14 protein-coding genes are annotated in these 15,536 nt (G+C 71.7%); 1 reads left to right on the top strand and 13 read right to left on the bottom strand.

Annotated features, from left to right (window positions below):
• Positions 1-6: 6 nt before the first annotated feature.
• From ACZ7FF_RS03365 to ACZ7FF_RS03340, 6 genes are all read right to left on the bottom strand, one after another.
• Positions 7-747: an SDR family NAD(P)-dependent oxidoreductase gene (locus ACZ7FF_RS03365; protein WP_470809060.1), complete on the bottom strand. Its 741-nt coding sequence runs from the start codon at positions 745-747 to the stop codon at positions 7-9.
• Positions 748-849: 102 nt separating this feature from the next.
• On the bottom strand, positions 850-2,436 hold the full coding sequence (locus tag ACZ7FF_RS03360) for a Na+/H+ antiporter (RefSeq protein ID WP_470809058.1): 1,587 nt from the start codon (positions 2,434-2,436) through the stop codon (positions 850-852).
• A gap of 131 nt (positions 2,437-2,567) precedes the next feature.
• Complete coding sequence (locus tag ACZ7FF_RS03355; RefSeq protein WP_470809057.1) at positions 2,568-3,035, bottom strand: GNAT family N-acetyltransferase; 468 nt, start codon at positions 3,033-3,035, stop codon at positions 2,568-2,570.
• Positions 3,032-3,976, bottom strand: coding sequence for an RluA family pseudouridine synthase (locus ACZ7FF_RS03350; RefSeq protein ID WP_470809055.1), 945 nt, complete (start codon positions 3,974-3,976; stop codon positions 3,032-3,034). The genes ACZ7FF_RS03355 and ACZ7FF_RS03350 overlap by 4 nt, the downstream gene beginning before the upstream one ends.
• 64 nt (positions 3,977-4,040) lie before the next feature.
• Positions 4,041-4,664, bottom strand: coding sequence for a signal peptidase II (lspA, locus tag ACZ7FF_RS03345; RefSeq protein WP_470809054.1), 624 nt, complete (start codon positions 4,662-4,664; stop codon positions 4,041-4,043).
• 58 nt (positions 4,665-4,722) lie between these two features.
• A complete protein-coding gene (locus ACZ7FF_RS03340) occupies positions 4,723-5,964 on the bottom strand; it encodes a TraR/DksA family transcriptional regulator (protein WP_470809053.1) in 1,242 nt (413 codons plus the stop codon).
• A gap of 596 nt (positions 5,965-6,560) precedes the next feature.
• Here ACZ7FF_RS03340 and ileS point away from each other — a divergent pair.
• Complete coding sequence (gene ileS, locus ACZ7FF_RS03335) at positions 6,561-9,704, top strand: isoleucine--tRNA ligase (protein WP_470809051.1); 3,144 nt, start codon at positions 6,561-6,563, stop codon at positions 9,702-9,704.
• A 51-nt stretch (positions 9,705-9,755) separates the two neighbouring features.
• Here ileS and ACZ7FF_RS03330 read toward each other — a convergent pair whose 3' ends face one another.
• The 7 genes from ACZ7FF_RS03330 to ftsZ form a co-directional block, all read right to left on the bottom strand.
• On the bottom strand, positions 9,756-9,941 hold the full coding sequence (locus tag ACZ7FF_RS03330) for a hypothetical protein (RefSeq protein ID WP_470809050.1): 186 nt from the start codon (positions 9,939-9,941) through the stop codon (positions 9,756-9,758).
• A 349-nt stretch (positions 9,942-10,290) separates the two neighbouring features.
• Positions 10,291-11,484 carry a DivIVA domain-containing protein gene (locus ACZ7FF_RS03325; protein WP_470809048.1) on the bottom strand — a complete coding sequence of 398 codons (1,194 nt, stop codon included), beginning with the start codon at positions 11,482-11,484 and terminating at the stop codon, positions 10,291-10,293.
• A gap of 54 nt (positions 11,485-11,538) precedes the next feature.
• Complete coding sequence (locus tag ACZ7FF_RS03320; RefSeq protein WP_285553895.1) at positions 11,539-11,829, bottom strand: YggT family protein; 291 nt, start codon at positions 11,827-11,829, stop codon at positions 11,539-11,541.
• 61 nt (positions 11,830-11,890) lie between these two features.
• Complete coding sequence (locus tag ACZ7FF_RS03315; RefSeq protein ID WP_470809045.1) at positions 11,891-12,532, bottom strand: cell division protein SepF; 642 nt, start codon at positions 12,530-12,532, stop codon at positions 11,891-11,893.
• A 127-nt stretch (positions 12,533-12,659) separates the two neighbouring features.
• A complete protein-coding gene (locus ACZ7FF_RS03310) occupies positions 12,660-13,379 on the bottom strand; it encodes a YggS family pyridoxal phosphate-dependent enzyme (RefSeq protein ID WP_470809044.1) in 720 nt (239 codons plus the stop codon).
• Positions 13,380-13,385: 6 nt separating this feature from the next.
• Positions 13,386-14,114, bottom strand: coding sequence for a peptidoglycan editing factor PgeF (gene pgeF, locus ACZ7FF_RS03305; RefSeq protein ID WP_470809042.1), 729 nt, complete (start codon positions 14,112-14,114; stop codon positions 13,386-13,388).
• On the bottom strand, positions 14,111-15,322 hold the full coding sequence (ftsZ, locus tag ACZ7FF_RS03300; protein ID WP_470809040.1) for a cell division protein FtsZ: 1,212 nt from the start codon (positions 15,320-15,322) through the stop codon (positions 14,111-14,113). The genes pgeF and ftsZ overlap by 4 nt, the downstream gene beginning before the upstream one ends.
• Between the last annotated feature and the right edge of the window lie 214 nt (positions 15,323-15,536).

Here is a 15,536-nt window from a genome sequence, read left to right as displayed (position 1 = left end):
CGCGGGTCAGTGGCCGCGTTCGGCGCCCCCGTTGACCTGGATCACCTGTGAAGTGATGTGCGCGGCGGCGGGCGAGGCCAGCCAGTGCAGGGTCGCCGCCACATCGCCCGGTCTGCCGGCCCGGCCGGTGGAGGTCTCGGCGATGAGCTGCCGCCGCCGCTCCTCGGACATCGCCCCGCCGAAGAACTCGGTGTCCTCGACGTACCCGGGCGCGACCACGTTCACGGTGATGCCGCGGGGCCCCAGCTGGCGGGCCAGGTCGTGGGCGTAGGGGTGCAGCGCGGCCTTGGCCGCCGCGTAGGCGCCGCTGCCCGAGCCCCGGTGTGCGGCGATGGAGCTAAGGAAGAGCACTCTTCCGCCGGGCTCGGCGAGCCGCTCCTTGAGGGCCTCGGTGAGGAGTGCGGCGGTGAGGGTGTTGAGCCGGAAGCCGGTCGTCCAGGCGTGGGCCACCCGGTCGAGCGGGTCGTCGCTGTCCGCCGGGGGCTCAAGTCCCCCCGAGCCGCCCGCGCTGTGCACGAGCACGTCGACCGTGCCGAACTCCTGGGCGACGAAGCGGGCGACGCCCCGCACGTCACCGGGTTCGGTCAGGTCCGCCGCGTGGGTGAGCGCCCCCGGCACGCCCGCCTTCTCCAGCACCTCGGCGCGCCGCCCGAGCAGCAGCACCCGGTCCCCGTCCGCGGCGAAGGCCCGCGCCGTCGCCAGCCCGATGCCCGTACCGCCACCACTGATCACGATGTTCCGAGTCATGATCCGAGCGTAGGAGCCTGCCGCGGACACCGCTTGCGGTTGTCCACAGAGGCGGGCTGATCGTATGACCGCGGGACTCCCAGGGGCCCGGCCTGTGGACGTCTACCGCAGGCTGCGCACATCGAGATGTCTGAGCACCCGGTCCACGATCTCCGGGTCCGCCCCCGGCTCGCTCCGCGCGGCCAGCACCGCGTGCCGTGCCGCGCTCAGCATCTCGCCCTGGATGCGCCGGATCCGCTTGAGCCGCCGCGCCCGCTGGTGCTGGGCCTCCCTGCGCTCCTCCTCCCCCATGTCGGGGCTGATCCGGATCCCGATGTCGAAGGCCTGCCGCAGCATCTGCTCGGACAGCTCCTCGGGCAGGTCCTCCACCTGCTCGATCTCCCGCAGCCGGCGTTTCGCCGCCTTCGCCGCCCGCACCGCCAGCTCCTTCTCGACCTCCTTCTCGCGCTCGGAGTCGGCCTGCACCCCGAGCCGCCTCACCAGCCACGGCAGGGTCAGTCCCTGGAGCACCAGCGTCGCGATGATCACCCCGAAGGCGATGAAGACGATCTCGTCCCGGTCCGGGAAGGGCGACCCGTCGTCGGTCCGCAGCGGGATGGCCAGCGCCAGCGCCACCGAGGCCACCCCGCGCATTCCGGACCACCACATCACGACGGTCTCCCGCCAGCTCGTCGGGATCTCCTCGTCCAGGTCCAGGCGGGCGTGCAGCCGCTTGGTCAGCCAGGTCGCCGGCAGCAGCCACAGCAGCCGTACGACGACCACCACGCCCACGACGGCGGCCGCCCAGCCGAGCAGTTCGCCCCACCGCCCGCTCGCCGTGCGGATGGCGTTGTGCAGCTCCAGGCCGATCAGCCCGAAGGCGACGCCCGTGACGAGGGTGTCGATGATGTCCCAGAAGGTGTGCCCGGCCAGCCGGGTCATCACGTCGTCGGCGCCCGTGGCGTACTCCGCGAGGAACAGGGCCGTGGTGAGCACGGCGAGCACACCGGACCCGCCCAGCTTCTCCGCGAGCACGTAGGAGGCGTACGGCACCAGCAGGGTCATGCCGATCTGGAGGGTCGGATCGCCCAGCAGGTCCATCAGCCGGTTCGCGCCCCAGCCCAGCACCAGTCCCACGGCCACCGCGACGACGGCGGACAGCACCAGCGCGAGACCGGCGTGCCAGGCCGAGAAGGTGCCGCTCACGACGGCGGCGATCGCCACGTGGTAGAGCACGATGGCCGTCACGTCGTTGAAGAGCCCCTCGCCCTCCAGGATCGACACCAGGCGGCGCGGCAGCCCGAGCTGTCCGGCGACGCTGGTCGCGGCGACCGGGTCGGGCGGGGCGATCAGGGCGCCGAGCGCCACGGCGGCGGCGATCGGCAGCCCGGGCACGATCGCGTTGGCCACGAACGCCACGCACACCGTCGTCACGAACACCAGCGCGACGGCCAGGAGGAAGATCGGGCGCTTGTTGGCCGCGAACTGCCGCCAGGAGGTCCGCCGCACGGCGGCGTAGAGCAGCGGCGGCAGCAGTCCGGGCAGGATCAGCTCAGGCGGGATGTCCACGTTGGGCACGAAGTCGGCCACCGCGAGGACCCCGCCGAACAGCGTCATCAGCACCGGCGCCGGCACCCCGAAGCGGTCCCCCACCGGGACGCTCACCAGGGCCCCCAGCAGCAGGGCGAACAGCAAAGCCAACTGATCCACGGCCGGCGCTCCGGGAGTCGACGATCACACGGCAGGCCTCAAGCCTGCCACGCCGCCCACGCACCGGCCGTTCCGGCGGCCTCGGCCCGCCGGTCCGGCGTACCCCCGCTCACCGGGCCTTTCGCGGGCCGCTACAGGGCCCGGCGCATCGCCCGGTGGGGTATGCCCGCGTCCGGGAACTCCGGGCCGTAGGCCTCGTAGCCGAGGCGCTCGTAGAAGCCCAGCGCCTGGGTCTGCGCGTGCAGGTCCACCGCGGTGAGGCCGTGCGCGCGTGCCGCGTCCTCGACGGCCCGCACGAGGGCGGCGCCGACGCCGAGCCCGCGTGCCTCGCGGGAGACGGCGAGCCGCCCCAGCGAGCCCACCGCCGCGTCCCCGCCGGTCTTGGCGGCGGCCGCCTCGCCGGACAGCAGCCGGCCGGTGCCGAGCGCCACACCGTCCGCGCGGACCGCCAGCACGTGCACGGCGACGGCGTCGTAGGCGTCGTACTCGATGTCCTCGTCCACGCCCTGCTCGACGACGAAGACCTCCTTGCGGACCGCGAAGCAGGCCTCGCGGTCGGCGGCGTCCGCGGCGACCCGGACGGTGTACGCGGCGCTCACCCGTAGGTCTCCTCGCGGACCTGGTCGAGGGCCTTCTGCAGGTCCTCGGGGTAGTCGCTGGCGAACTCCACCCAGCGTCCGTCCGCGGGGTGCTCGAAGCCGAGCCGCACGGCGTGCAGCCACTGGCGGGTCAGGCGCAGCCGCTTGGCCAGGGTGGGGTCGGCGCCGTACGTGAGGTCGCCGACGCAGGGGTGGCGGTGGGCGGACATGTGGACGCGGATCTGGTGTGTGCGGCCGGTCTCCAGTTTCACGTCCAGCAGGGAGGCGGCGCGGAAGGCCTCGATGAGGTCGTAGTGGGTCACGGAGGGCTTGCCCTCGGCGGTGACCGCCCACTTGTAGTCGTGGTTCGGGTGGCGGCCGATCGGGGCGTCGATGGTGCCGCTCGTCGGGTCCGGGTGTCCCTGGACCAGCGTGTGGTAGCGCTTGTCGACGGTGCGCTCCTTGAACTGGCGCTTGAGCGAGGTGTACGCGCGTTCGGACTTGGCGACCGCCATCAGGCCGGAGGTGCCGACGTCGAGGCGGTGCACGATGCCCTGGCGCTCGGCCGCGCCCGAGGTGGAGATCCGGTAGCCGGCGGCGGCGAGACCACCGATGACGGTCGGCCCGGACCAGCCCGGCGAGGGGTGCGCGGCCACACCGACCGGCTTGACGATCACGACCACGTCATCGTCGTCGTGCACGATCTCCATGCCCTCGACCGGCTCGGCGACCACCTGCACCGGGGCGGGCGCCTGCGGCATCTCGACCTCCAGCCAGGCGCCGCCGCTCACCCGCTCGGACTTGCCGACCACCGCGCCGTCGACCTGGACCTTGCCGGCCGCGGCCAGCTCGGCCGCCTTCGTGCGGGAGAAGCCGAACATGCGGGAGATGGCGGCGTCGACACGCTCGCCCTCCAGGCCGTCGGGCACGGGCAGGGTACGGATCTCGGGAATCGTGCTCACCCGTCGAGTATGCCGGACGGGCCGAGGGCCACGGTACGAGGCTGTGGACAACTCCGGCCCGGGCTCAGTCCTTGTGGACGGTGCCGTCCGGGTCCAGGCCCCGGAAGGACAGCAGCACGATCAGGATGCCGCCGCACACGATCGCCGAGTCGGCGAGGTTGAACACCGCGAAGCCCTTGGGCGCGATGAAGTCCACGACCTCGCCCTCGAAGACGCCGGGCGCCCGGAAGATGCGGTCGGTGAGGTTGCCGAGCGCGCCGCCGAGCAGCAGGCCGAGCGCGATCGCCCAGGGGAAGCTGTAGAGCTTGCGGGCCAGCCGCATGATCACCACGATCACCGCGGCGGCGATCACCGTGAAGATCACGGTGAAGGCCGCGCCGAAGCCGAAGGCGGCGCCCGGGTTGCGGATGGCGTGCAGCTCCAGCAGGTCCCCGACGAGCTTGATCGGCGTGCGGCCCTCCAGCTTGGAGACCACCAGGGTCTTGCTGATCAGGTCGAGGGCGTACGCGAACGCGGCCACGGCGAACAGCACGGCGATCCGGCGCCCGCGGCCGGTCCGCCGCTGCGCGGGGCCCTGCTCCTCGCCGGCGCCGGCCGCGGCGGCTCCCGCGGGCGTTCCGGCCGCTGTCCGCTCGCCGCCGTCGTCCGGGGTGTCCGGCGTACCGATGATGCGCTCCGCCTCTGCCACGTGAGTCCCTCAACCTAGGTGCCTGACTGAGGACGAGACTACGGCACGGCCCTCGGGCTCAGGACCTGCGTTCCTGCTTCTGCTTGCACTCCACGCACAGGGTGGCCCGGGGGAATGCCTGCATGCGGGCCTTGCCGATGGGGTCGCCGCAGTTCTCGCACAGGCCGTAGGTGCCCGCGTCCAGCCGCTCCAGGGCGCGCTCGGTCTGGGTCAGCATCTCGCGCGCGTTGGCGGCCAGCGCCATCTCGTGCTCGCGGGTGATGTTCTTGGTGCCGGTGTCGGCCTGGTCGTCGCCCGCGCCGTCGCCGGAGTCGCGCATCAGGCCGACTAGGGACGCCTCGGAGGAGCTGATCTCCGCGCGCAGCCGCTCCATCTCGGACTGCAGCTCCGCGCGGGCCTCCTCGACCTCCTCCGCGGTCCAGGGGTCCTCGCCGGGGCGCACCGCCAGCTCACCGGGCTCCACCGCGGCGATCCGCGCCTTGGGAACGGCGGTCTCCGCCGTGGCCGTGCCAGGAGTCTTCTTCGCAACCACTGTCGTGGCTCCCGTCTGCTTCGCGGCCCGCGCCGCGCCCGCTTTCTTGGCCGTGCTCTTCTGATCCCGCGCCGTGGCAGGTCCCTCGGCGGCCGCGCGCCCGCCGCCGGCCGCCGTCTTCTTCACCGCCGCTGTCTTCCTCACCGCCGCCGTCTTCTTGGCCGCCGTCCTCTTGGCGGCGGTCTTCTTCGCCGCCGTGTGCCCGGCGGCCTCCTCGGCGTCAGCCGCCTGCTCCACGACCGGCTTCACGACGGCTCCCTTCTTGGCGGAACCCCTGCGGGCCACCGCCTTGGCGTCCCCCTCCCTCGCCACGGTCTTCTTCGCCGTGGCCTTCTTCGTCGCGGCCGTGGTGCCGGCCGCCTTCCCCGCCGCGGCCCCGCCATCGGTGGCCGTCGTCCCGGCGGGCGCCTCCCCGAACGCCCCGGAGGCCTTCGAGGGCGCCTTCCCCGCCGTGGTCCTCCCCGGGGATGGCTCCGCCGCCGTCTCGTCCGGCGGCGGCTCCGGGCCGGCCCGTTCCGCGGTGTCCCTGGAACGCCTCGTGCCGCCCCGGTGTTCCTCCCCCTGGGGCTCTCCCGCGCGCGCCCGAGCCGACTTCACCAGCCTGGTCCGTCCGGCGGACGCGGCCCCCGCGTGCGTGCTGTTCGTGACGGCCGCTTTCCCGGACGCCCTTCCGGCCTCGCCACCGGAGGCAGCCGTACCGCCGGAAACGGCCGCGCCCCTGGCCCGGCCGGTCGCCGGCTGCTGTACGGCGGTCTTTTTCGCCACCATGGCCGCGGCCCCTTCACATATTGTGATCTTGCTCGCGAATCGTGCTGGGACGATAAATCGACTCGAGTCCCGCGGCAACGGGGCACACCGCCCGATTCGCCCGCCCGCACCCCCCGCGCAGCGGGCCTGCATCCGTTGTGCCCAGCTCCCCGCCGGGTAATCCGCCGAGCCCGGCATCCCGGGATGCGAGCGCCCGAACCCTCGCCATTCGGGGCATCCCGCCCGGCTCCCCGCCACCACCGCCGGCACCCCCGAAAAGCGGTCGGCCGCTGTCCGCACGGCGCCGTACACTGGGCGGAGCGAGAAGCGTGGATGGGGACGAGTAGCGGCGTACGCAGCCCAGAGCGACCCGGGGACGGTGTGAGCCCGGGGGTGAGCGCGACGTGAAGATCACCCCGGAGCCGCCGGAAGAAAGCCCCGTGCCGAAGGCCCAGGGCCGGTAGAACCGGCTTCGCGACCCCAATGAGGGGGCTCACCGGCGTGTACGGCACGGCGGCGGGCCAAGGAGGGTGGTACCGCGGGAGCGCGCCGCACACGGCGTGGAGGCTCTCGTCCCTCCGACGGAAGGCAGCAAGTCCGTTGGAGGATGCTCGCAGATGACAGCGCCGACGTACCGCCAGGTGCCCGCCCAGGTCGACCTGCCCGCGCTTGAGCACGCCGTGCTCGACTTCTGGCGCGACCAGAAGATCTTCGCCAAGAGCCTGGAGCAGTCCGAGGGCCGCCCGGAGTGGGTGTTCTACGAGGGCCCGCCCACCGCCAACGGCATGCCCGGTGCCCACCACATCGAGGCGCGCGTCTTCAAGGACGTCTTCCCCCGCTTCCGCACCATGCGGGGCTACCACGTGGCGCGCAAGGCCGGCTGGGACTGCCACGGCCTGCCCGTGGAGCTGGCGGTCGAGAAGGAGCTGGGCTTCTCCGGCAAGCAGGACATCGAGGCGTACGGCATCGCCGAGTTCAACGCCAAGTGCCGCGCGTCGGTGACCCGGCACACCGACGCCTTCGCCGAGCTGACGACCCGCATGGGCTACTGGGTCGACCTGGACGACGCCTACCGGACCATGGACCCCGAGTACGTGGAGTCGGTCTGGTGGTCGCTGAAGGAGATCTTCGGCAAGGGCCTGCTCGTCCAGGACCACCGCGTCGCCCCCTGGTGCCCCCGCTGCGGCACCGGCCTGTCCGACCACGAGCTGGCGCAGGGCTACGAGACGGTCGTCGACCCGTCCGTGTACGTCCGTTTCCCGCTCACCTCCGGTCCGCTCGCGGGCGATGCCGCGCTCCTGGTGTGGACGACGACCCCCTGGACCCTGGTGTCCAACACGGCGGTCGCCGCGCACCCGGAGGTCACCTACGTCGTCGCCACCGACGGCGAGGAGAAGCTCGTCGTCGCCGAGCCGCTCGTCGCCAAGGCGCTCGGCGAGGGCTGGGAGACCACGGGGCAGACCTTCACCGGCGCCGAGATGGAGCGCTGGACCTACCAACGTCCGTTCGAGCTCGTCGAGTTCCCGGAGCCCGCCCACTACGTGGTCAACGCGGACTACGTCACCACCGAGGACGGCACGGGTCTGGTCCACCAGTCCCCCGCCTTCGGTGAGGACGACCTCAAGGTCTGCCGCTCCTACGGCCTGCCCGTGGTCAACCCGGTGCGCCCCGACGGCACCTTCGAGGAGGACGTGCCGCTCGTCGGCGGCATCTTCTTCAAGAAGGCCGACGAGAAGCTCACCGAGGACCTGCAGCAGCGTGGCCTCCTCTTCCGGCACCTTCCGTACGAGCACAGCTACCCGCACTGCTGGCGCTGCCACACCGCGCTGCTCTACTACGCGCAGCCCTCCTGGTACATCCGCACGACGGCCGTCAAGGACCGGCTGATCCAGGAGAACGAGAACACCAACTGGTTCCCGGAGACGGTCAAGCACGGCCGGTTCGGCGACTGGCTGAACAACAACATCGACTGGGCGCTCTCCCGCAACCGCTACTGGGGCACCCCGCTGCCGATCTGGCGCTGCGAGGAGGACCACCTCACCTGCGTCGGCTCCCGCGCGGAGCTGTCCGCGCTGACGGGCACCGACCAGTCGGGCCTCGACCCGCACCGCCCGTACATCGACGAGGTCACCTTCGCCTGTCCGCACGAGGGCTGCGGGAGCACGGCCACGCGCGTCCCGGAGGTCATCGACGCCTGGTACGACTCGGGCTCGATGCCGTTCGCGCAGTGGGGCTACCCGTACAAGAACAAGGAGCTGTTCGAGAGCCGGTACCCGGCGCAGTTCATCTCCGAGGCGATCGACCAGACCCGCGGCTGGTTCTACACGCTGATGGCCGTCGGCACCCTGGTGTTCGACAAGTCGTCGTACGAGAACGTGGTCTGCCTCGGCCACATCCTCGCCGAGGACGGCCGCAAGATGTCCAAGCACCTGGGCAACATCCTGCAGCCGATCCCGCTCATGGACCAGCACGGCGCGGACGCGGTGCGCTGGTTCATGGCGGCCGGCGGTTCCCCGTGGGCGGCCCGCCGGGTCGGCCACGGCACCATCCAGGAGGTCGTGCGCAAGACCCTGCTGACGTACTGGAACACGGTCGCCTTCCAGGCGCTGTACGCCCGTACGTCCCAGTGGGCGCCGAGCGCGGCCGACCCGGCACCGGCCGAGCGCCCGCTGCTGGACCGCTGGCTGCTGTCCGAGCTGCACGCGCTCACCGACCAGGTGACGCAGTCCCTGGAGGCGTACGACACCCAGCGCGCCGGCAAGCTGCTGTCCGCGTTCGTCGACGACCTCTCGAACTGGTACGTCCGCCGCTCGCGCCGCCGCTTCTGGCAGGGCGACAAGGCCGCGCTGCGCACCCTGCACGAGGTGCTGGAGACGGTCACGAAGCTGATGGCCCCGATCACCCCGTTCATCACCGAGCGGGTGTGGCAGGACCTGGTCGTGCCGGTCGCCCCGGGCGCGCCGGAGTCCGTGCACCTGGCCGGCTGGCCGCAGGCGGACCTCAGCTCGATCGACCCGGAGCTGTCCCGGCAGATGGTCCTGGTCCGCCGGCTGGTGGAGCTCGGCCGCGCCACGCGCGCGGAGTCGGGCGTCAAGACCCGACAGCCGCTGTCCCGCGCGCTGATCGCCGCGACGGGCTTCGAGACCCTGGACCGCGAGCTGCACACGCAGATCACGGAGGAGCTGAACGTCTCCTCGCTGGCGTCGCTCTCCGAGGTCGGCGGCTCGCTGGTGGACACGACCGCCAAGGCCAACTTCCGTGCGCTGGGCAAGCGGTTCGGCAAGCGGGTCCAGGACGTGGCGAAGGCCGTCGCGAACGCGGACGCGGCCGCGCTGTCGCTGGCGCTGCGCGAGGGCACGGCCTCGGTGGAGGTCGACGGCGAGACGGTCACGCTCGCTCCCGACGAGGTGATCATCACGGAGACGCCCCGCGAGGGCTGGTCGGTGGCCTCCGACTCGGGCGCCACGGTGGCCCTGGACCTGGAGATCACCGAGGAGCTGCGGCAGGCGGGCCTCGCGCGTGACGCGATCCGCCTGATCCAGGAGGCCCGCAAGAACAGCGGCCTGGACGTCGCCGACCGGATCGCGCTGCGCTGGACCTCCACGGACCCGGCGGTGGTCGCGGCCCTGTCCGAGCACACCGGGCTGATCGCCGAGGAGGTCCTGTCGACCGACTTCGCCCAGGGCGAGGCCGACGCCGGCTACGGCGAGCCGTTCACGGACGAGGGCCTGTCCCTCACCTTCCGCCTGCGCAAGGCGTAGCCGGCGTCGGGAAGGGCCCGGCCCCCGTGCGGGGGCCGGGCCCTTCCCCGCTCATCCGGCGCTCGCCGCGTCCAGGCCGGGCAAGGCCGGCAGCGGGCGGTCCGGCGGCCGCACCACGTAGAGCGCCCCGATCGAGGAGTCGTCGGGGCCCCCGCCGAGGACGAAGCCCCTGGCCGTCAGGATCGCGGCGATCGCCGCCGTCATCGCGTCGTCGAGCAGCGTCCGGTGGCGCGGCACGGGGTCGCGAACCGCCGCTCGGCCAGGCACCGCGTCCCGGCCCCCCGGAGCATGGGGTCCGGGTCCCAGCCGATGTGGACCCCGCCCGTGACCGTCCCCGCATCGACCTCCACCACGGCCCCCGCCGCCACGGCCGGCCAACGTCAGCTGTGCGCGTGCCTCGGCCGCCCAGCACCGGACCGTTTCCCCGTCGGCCCGTCCGCTGCCGGTGTTCACCGATGTCGGTCACTCCATGGCAGCACGCCGACACCGTCGTCAACACGCGTAAAAAGGGCGGGACCCCGGACCGAAGTCCGGGGTCCCGCCCTGAACGCTGCCGACGCCCTTGTCGTACTGGATTACGCGGCCGTCAGTTGTCGTCCTCGTCGATCAGGAACCCGCGCATCGGCGAGGGCGCCTGGCCCATCGGGGACGGACCCTGCGGGCGGACCGGAGCCATGGGCTGGGTCATCGCGGGGGTCATCTGCTGCTGACCGCCGTAGGACGGCGCGGACGGAGCGGGCGAGCCGCCCATCGTCTGGTTGCCGCCGTAGGACGGGGCACCCGCGCCGGCCGGGGCCATGGAGGGCGCCGGGGACGGCGGCAGGGAAGCCGTCGCCGGGGTGCGCGGGGGGGCCAGGGAGTCGTCGGCCTGGGTCTCCAGCTGACGCAGCTGGGACTCGAGGTACGACTTCAGACGCGTGCGGTACTCGCGCTCGAAGCCCCGCAGGTCCTCGACCTTGCGCTCCAGCGTGGCGCGGGCGGACTCCAGGGAGCCCATCGCGACACGGTGCTTCTCCTGCGCGTCCCGCTCCAGGGCGTCGGCCTTGGCCCGGGCGTCACGCTCCAGACCCTCGGCGCGGCTGCGGGCCTCGCCGACGATCTTGTTGGCCTCGGAACGGGCCTCGGCGATCGCCTGGTCGGCGGTCTGCTGGGCCAGCGAGAGGACACGGGCGGCGCTGTCGCCACCGGGGCCCTGACCGGGGCCGCCCATCGGACCGCCCATGGGACCACCCATGGGACCGCCCATCGGGCCACCCATCTGCTGCTGCATGGGCGGCTGACCACCCATGGGGCCCTGACCCATCGGACCCTGGCCCATCGGGCCGGGACCCTGCGGGCCACCCTGGCCACCGGGACCGGCGGGCAGCTGCGGGGCACCGCTCGGCAGCTGGGGCGGGCCACCCATGGGGCCACCCATCTGCTGCTGCGGCGGGCCCGATATGCCGGCGGGCACCGGAGCGCCGGGACCTCGCATCCCCTGCTGCGGCATCCCCTGCTGCGGCATGCCCTGCTGCGGCATGCCCTGCTGGGGCATACCCTGCTGGGGCATACCGGGCTGCTGGTCCTGCTCCGGAGGCTTCCGGGCGTTCTGCTGGTTCTGGGCAGCGGCACGCGTCGCGGCGGCCAGCTTGGCGCGCAGGTCCTCGTTCTCGCGGAGCAGACGGGTCAGTTCGGCTTCGACCTCGTCGAGGAAGGCATCGACCTCGTCCTCGTCATAGCCTTCTCGGAGGCGGACGGTCGTGAACTGCTTGTTCCGCACGTCCTCGGGGGTCAACGGCATCTCTTCACCTCAACGTAGTCATCGGCAGTCGGCAAGACCGGGTCGTCCACAGGCTCATCTCACGAAGTTCTGCACGATGGCAATGAGAATGTAGACGATGATCATCAGTACGAAGAAGGACAGGTCGAGCGCCACGCCCCCGAGACGCAGCGGCGGGATGAACCGCCGCAGAAGCTTCAGCGGTGGATCGGTGACAGTGTAGGTGGCCTCCAGTACGACCACCATCGCCTTGCCGGGTTGCCATGAGCGGGCGAACTGGAAGACGTAGTCCATGACCAGCCGGAAGATGAGCACGACGAGGAACACCATCAGCGCGATGTAGATCACCTGCGCGAACACGCTCATGGCCTGCGTTTCCCTCTCCCCTGTTCCGTGCTCTGTCCGTGGCTTCGGTCCGGTCTGCGTCTCAGCTCTGGTTGAAGAACCCGCCCTCTGCGATGCGGGCCTTGTCCTCCGCCGTGACATCGACGTTAGCAGGAGACAACAGGAACACCTTCTGCGTCACCCGCTCGATGCTGCCGTGAAGACCAAACACCAAACCGGCCGCAAAGTCGACAAGTCGCTTCGCGTCTGTGTCATCCATCTCAGTCAGATTCATGATCACCGGAGTGCCCTCACGGAAGTGTTCCCCGATGGTACGGGCCTCGTTGTAGGTCCGCGGGTGCAGCGTGGTGATCCGGTAAGGCTCTCGTTCCGACACGACCTTGGGCATGATCACCGGTGCGTTCTTCTCCAGGGACTGGCGTTCTTGTGTGATGGATGCCACGGGCGCGATCCGCGCCGGGCGCCCCGATTCCGCGGCGAGCGAAGTCGCACGGGCCATCGGCTCCCGAGGCGCGGGCGGTTGGACGATTCGTACCTCTTCGTCCCTTTGGGGCTGGTGTGCACCATGCGACTGGTGTGACGATTCATGTCGCCGGTGATCCCGGTCGAGCTCCGGGTCCAGCTCGGGCTCGAAGTCGTCGTCAGGGTCGAATCCGCGGCCGTCGTACCCATCGTCCTCCACGAGGCCGAGGTAGACCGCCATCTTGCGCATCGCGCCGGCCATTCTCTGAGTCCTCCGCTCTGTGGTGGATCGGCTGACGACTGCCAAGTGCCCGCGATCCACGTGGTCGTTGTGCCCGCTTCGCGGGTACTGACCATATTTTCTGCTGTGGTCCGACTTCTTGGCGACGTTACCCGAGCCTGGGGCGGACGCCGAGTACCGCGGTGCCGACGCGCACATGTGTCGCCCCGGCCGCCACGGCCTGTTCGAGGTCCGCACTCATCCCTGCGGACACCATGGTTGCAGCCGGATGGGCTCGGCGCAGGTCAGTCGACAAATCCATGAGCCGCTCGAACGCGGCCCGTTCGCGTCCCGCGTACTCCCCGGTGAGCGGGGCGACGGTCATCAGCCCGTCGAGCCGCAGCCCCGGCGCCCCGGCGACGAGGTCGGCCAACTCTTCGATTCCCCCGGGGGCCACACCCCCGCGCTCACCGCGGCCGCTCGCATCCGCGTCGAGCGCGACCTGGATCAGGCAGCCCACCTCGCGACCGGCGCGCACCGCCTCCTTCGAGAGCGCGGTGACGAGCCGGTCGCGGTCGACTGACTGCACGACATCGGCGTAACCGACCACGGAGCGGACCTTGTTGGTCTGCAACTGACCGACAAAGTGCCATTTCAGCGGCAGATCGGCACAGGCGGCGGCCTTGGGGGCGGCGTCCTGGTCGCGGTTCTCGGCGACATGTAGCACACCGAGTTCCGACAGGATCCGCACATCGCTCGCGGGATAGGTCTTGGTGACCACGATCAGGGTCACCTCCTCCCGCTTGCGCCCCGACGCCAAGCAGGCGTCGGTGATGCGCTGCTCCACTTTCGCCAGGTTTGCGGCGAGTTCGGTCTTACGGTCCGTCATGCCCCATCAGTCCAGCCACACATAGCCCGCGAGCCGCCCGGTGGTGCGGTCGCGGCGGTACGAGAAGTGGTCGTCCGACTCCAGCGTGCACACCGGTGACTGCGCCCGGTCGCACACCCCGAGCCGGGCGAGCTGGGCGTGCACTCCGGCGCTCACGTCGACCGCCGGCGTACCCCAGCTCGTTTCAGCGTGCGCCGCGGGCTCGACGGCCGCCACCTCGGCGCGCATCGCCTCCGGCACCTCGTAGCAGCGGCCGCAGACGGCCGGCCCGGTGCGGGCGACGATCCGGTCCGCCGAGGCGCCGAGTTCGACCATGGCCCGTACGGCGGCGGGGACGATCCCCTTGACCAAGCCGGGCCGGCCCGCGTGGGCCGCCGCGGCGACCCCGGCGACGGGGTCGGCCAGCAGGACCGGCACGCAGTCGGCGGTGAGGACGGCGAGGGCGAGTCCGCGGCGGGTGGTGACGACGGCGTCGACCTCGGGCACGGGGCGCTCGCCCGACGGCTCGTCCACCACGGCCACGTCCGCGCCGTGCACCTGGTTCATCCAGACGACCAGGTCGGGATCCACGCCGAGCGTCTTGGCGGCGAGATCCCGGTTGGCCCTTACGGCCTCCGGGGCGTCGCCGACCGCGCCGCCCAGGTTGAGCTCCTCATACGGAGCGGCGCTCACCCCGCCCCACCTGTCGGTGAAGGCGAAGTGGGCGCCGCCCACGCTGTCGGGTCGTCCTATCACTTGAGGAAGTCCGGCACGTCCAGCTCCTCGGCCGCGCTGTCCGAGTAGGCGGGCCGCGGCGCCGGCGGCACCGGCGGGGCGACCGGGATGTCGGCCACCGGCTCGGGCGCCGGCTCCGGCTCCTCCTTCGGCTTCACGCTGCCGAGCGAGCCGAAGGACGGGCGGCTGGGCTCCGGCTGCCGTGCCGGAGCGGGCTCCTCGCGGCGGGGCGCGGAGGAGGTGGAGGCCGAGCCGAGCACGTTGTCCCGGCGGGCCGGCGGCTGGCCGCCGTCGAAGCCGGCCGCGATCACGGTCACCCGTACCTCGTCGCCGAGGGCGTCGTCGATGACCGCGCCGAAGATGATGTTGGCCTCGGGGTGGGCGGCCTCGCTGACCAGCTGGGCGGCCTCGTTGATCTCGAACAGGCCGAGGTCGGAGCCGCCGGAGATGGAGAGCAGCACGCCCCGGGCGCCGTCGATGGACGCCTCCAGGAGCGGCGAGGAGATCGCCATCTCGGCCGCGGCCACCGCGCGGTCGTCGCCGCGGGCCGAGCCGATGCCCATCAGGGCCGAGCCGGCCTCGGACATGACCGACTTCACGTCGGCGAAGTCCAGGTTGATCAGGCCCGGGGTGGTGATGAGGTCGGTGATGCCCTGGACACCGGAGAGCAGGACCTGGTCCGCGGACTTGAAGGCGTCCAGGACCGAGACCTGGCGGTCCGAGATGGACAGCAGCCGGTCGTTGGGGATGACGATGAGGGTGTCGACCTCTTCGCGCAGTTCCGCGATGCCGTCCTCGGCCTGGTTCGCGCGGCGCCGTCCCTCGAAGGTGAACGGGCGCGTGACCACGCCGATGGTGAGGGCGCCGAGGGAGCGCGCGATGTTGGCCACGACGGGTGCGCCGCCGGTGCCCGTGCCGCCGCCTTCACCGGCCGTCACGAAGACCATGTCGGCCCCCTTGAGGACCTCCTCGATCTCCTCGCGGTGGTCCTCGGCGGCCTTGCGGCCGACGGCCGGGTTGGCTCCGGCTCCGAGTCCGCGGGTGAGTTCCCGGCCGACGTCGAGCTTGACGTCGGCGTCGCTCATCAACAGCGCCTGCGCGTCGGTGTTGATGGCAATGAACTCGACGCCCTTGAGACCGACCTCGATCATCCGGTTGATGGCATTGACACCACCGCCGCCGACACCGATGACCTTGATGACTGCGAGGTAGTTCTGCGGTGCTGCCACGTCGAAGGCCTCTCGCCTCGAATTACGTTGCCGTTCACGTGCGGTGCCCCGCGCGGGGACGGCGGATGCCGAATGGGACGGTCCGTAGCGCCGACCCGAACCCTAACCCTGAAGTTTAGGGTTACCAGTGTGTCTGTTCCCTGGAGTCTTCTGAACAGGACACTAAGTCGACAAGTGGCGCCCGTTCAACGAACACGCCGAACCTCCCGTTTTT

It is taken from the genome of Streptomyces sp. NPDC037126 (assembly GCF_055605965.1).
The sequence above is the reverse complement of the archived record's forward strand: the minus strand, read 5'-3'. Positions and strand labels throughout refer to the sequence as shown.

Coding starts and splice junctions, on each gene's coding strand:
- ACZ7FF_RS03365 (WP_470809060.1), bottom strand. CDS start 747: ATGACTCGGAACATCGTGATCAGTGGTGGCGGTACGGGCATCGGGCTG.
- ACZ7FF_RS03340 (WP_470809053.1), bottom strand. CDS start 5,964: ATGGTGGCGAAAAAGACCGCCGTACAGCAGCCGGCGACCGGCCGGGCC.
- ileS (WP_470809051.1), top strand. CDS start 6,561: ATGACAGCGCCGACGTACCGCCAGGTGCCCGCCCAGGTCGACCTGCCC.
- ACZ7FF_RS03325 (WP_470809048.1), bottom strand. CDS start 11,484: ATGCCGTTGACCCCCGAGGACGTGCGGAACAAGCAGTTCACGACCGTC.
- ACZ7FF_RS03320 (WP_285553895.1), bottom strand. CDS start 11,829: ATGAGCGTGTTCGCGCAGGTGATCTACATCGCGCTGATGGTGTTCCTC.
- ACZ7FF_RS03315 (WP_470809045.1), bottom strand. CDS start 12,532: ATGGCCGGCGCGATGCGCAAGATGGCGGTCTACCTCGGCCTCGTGGAG.
- ACZ7FF_RS03310 (WP_470809044.1), bottom strand. CDS start 13,379: ATGACGGACCGTAAGACCGAACTCGCCGCAAACCTGGCGAAAGTGGAG.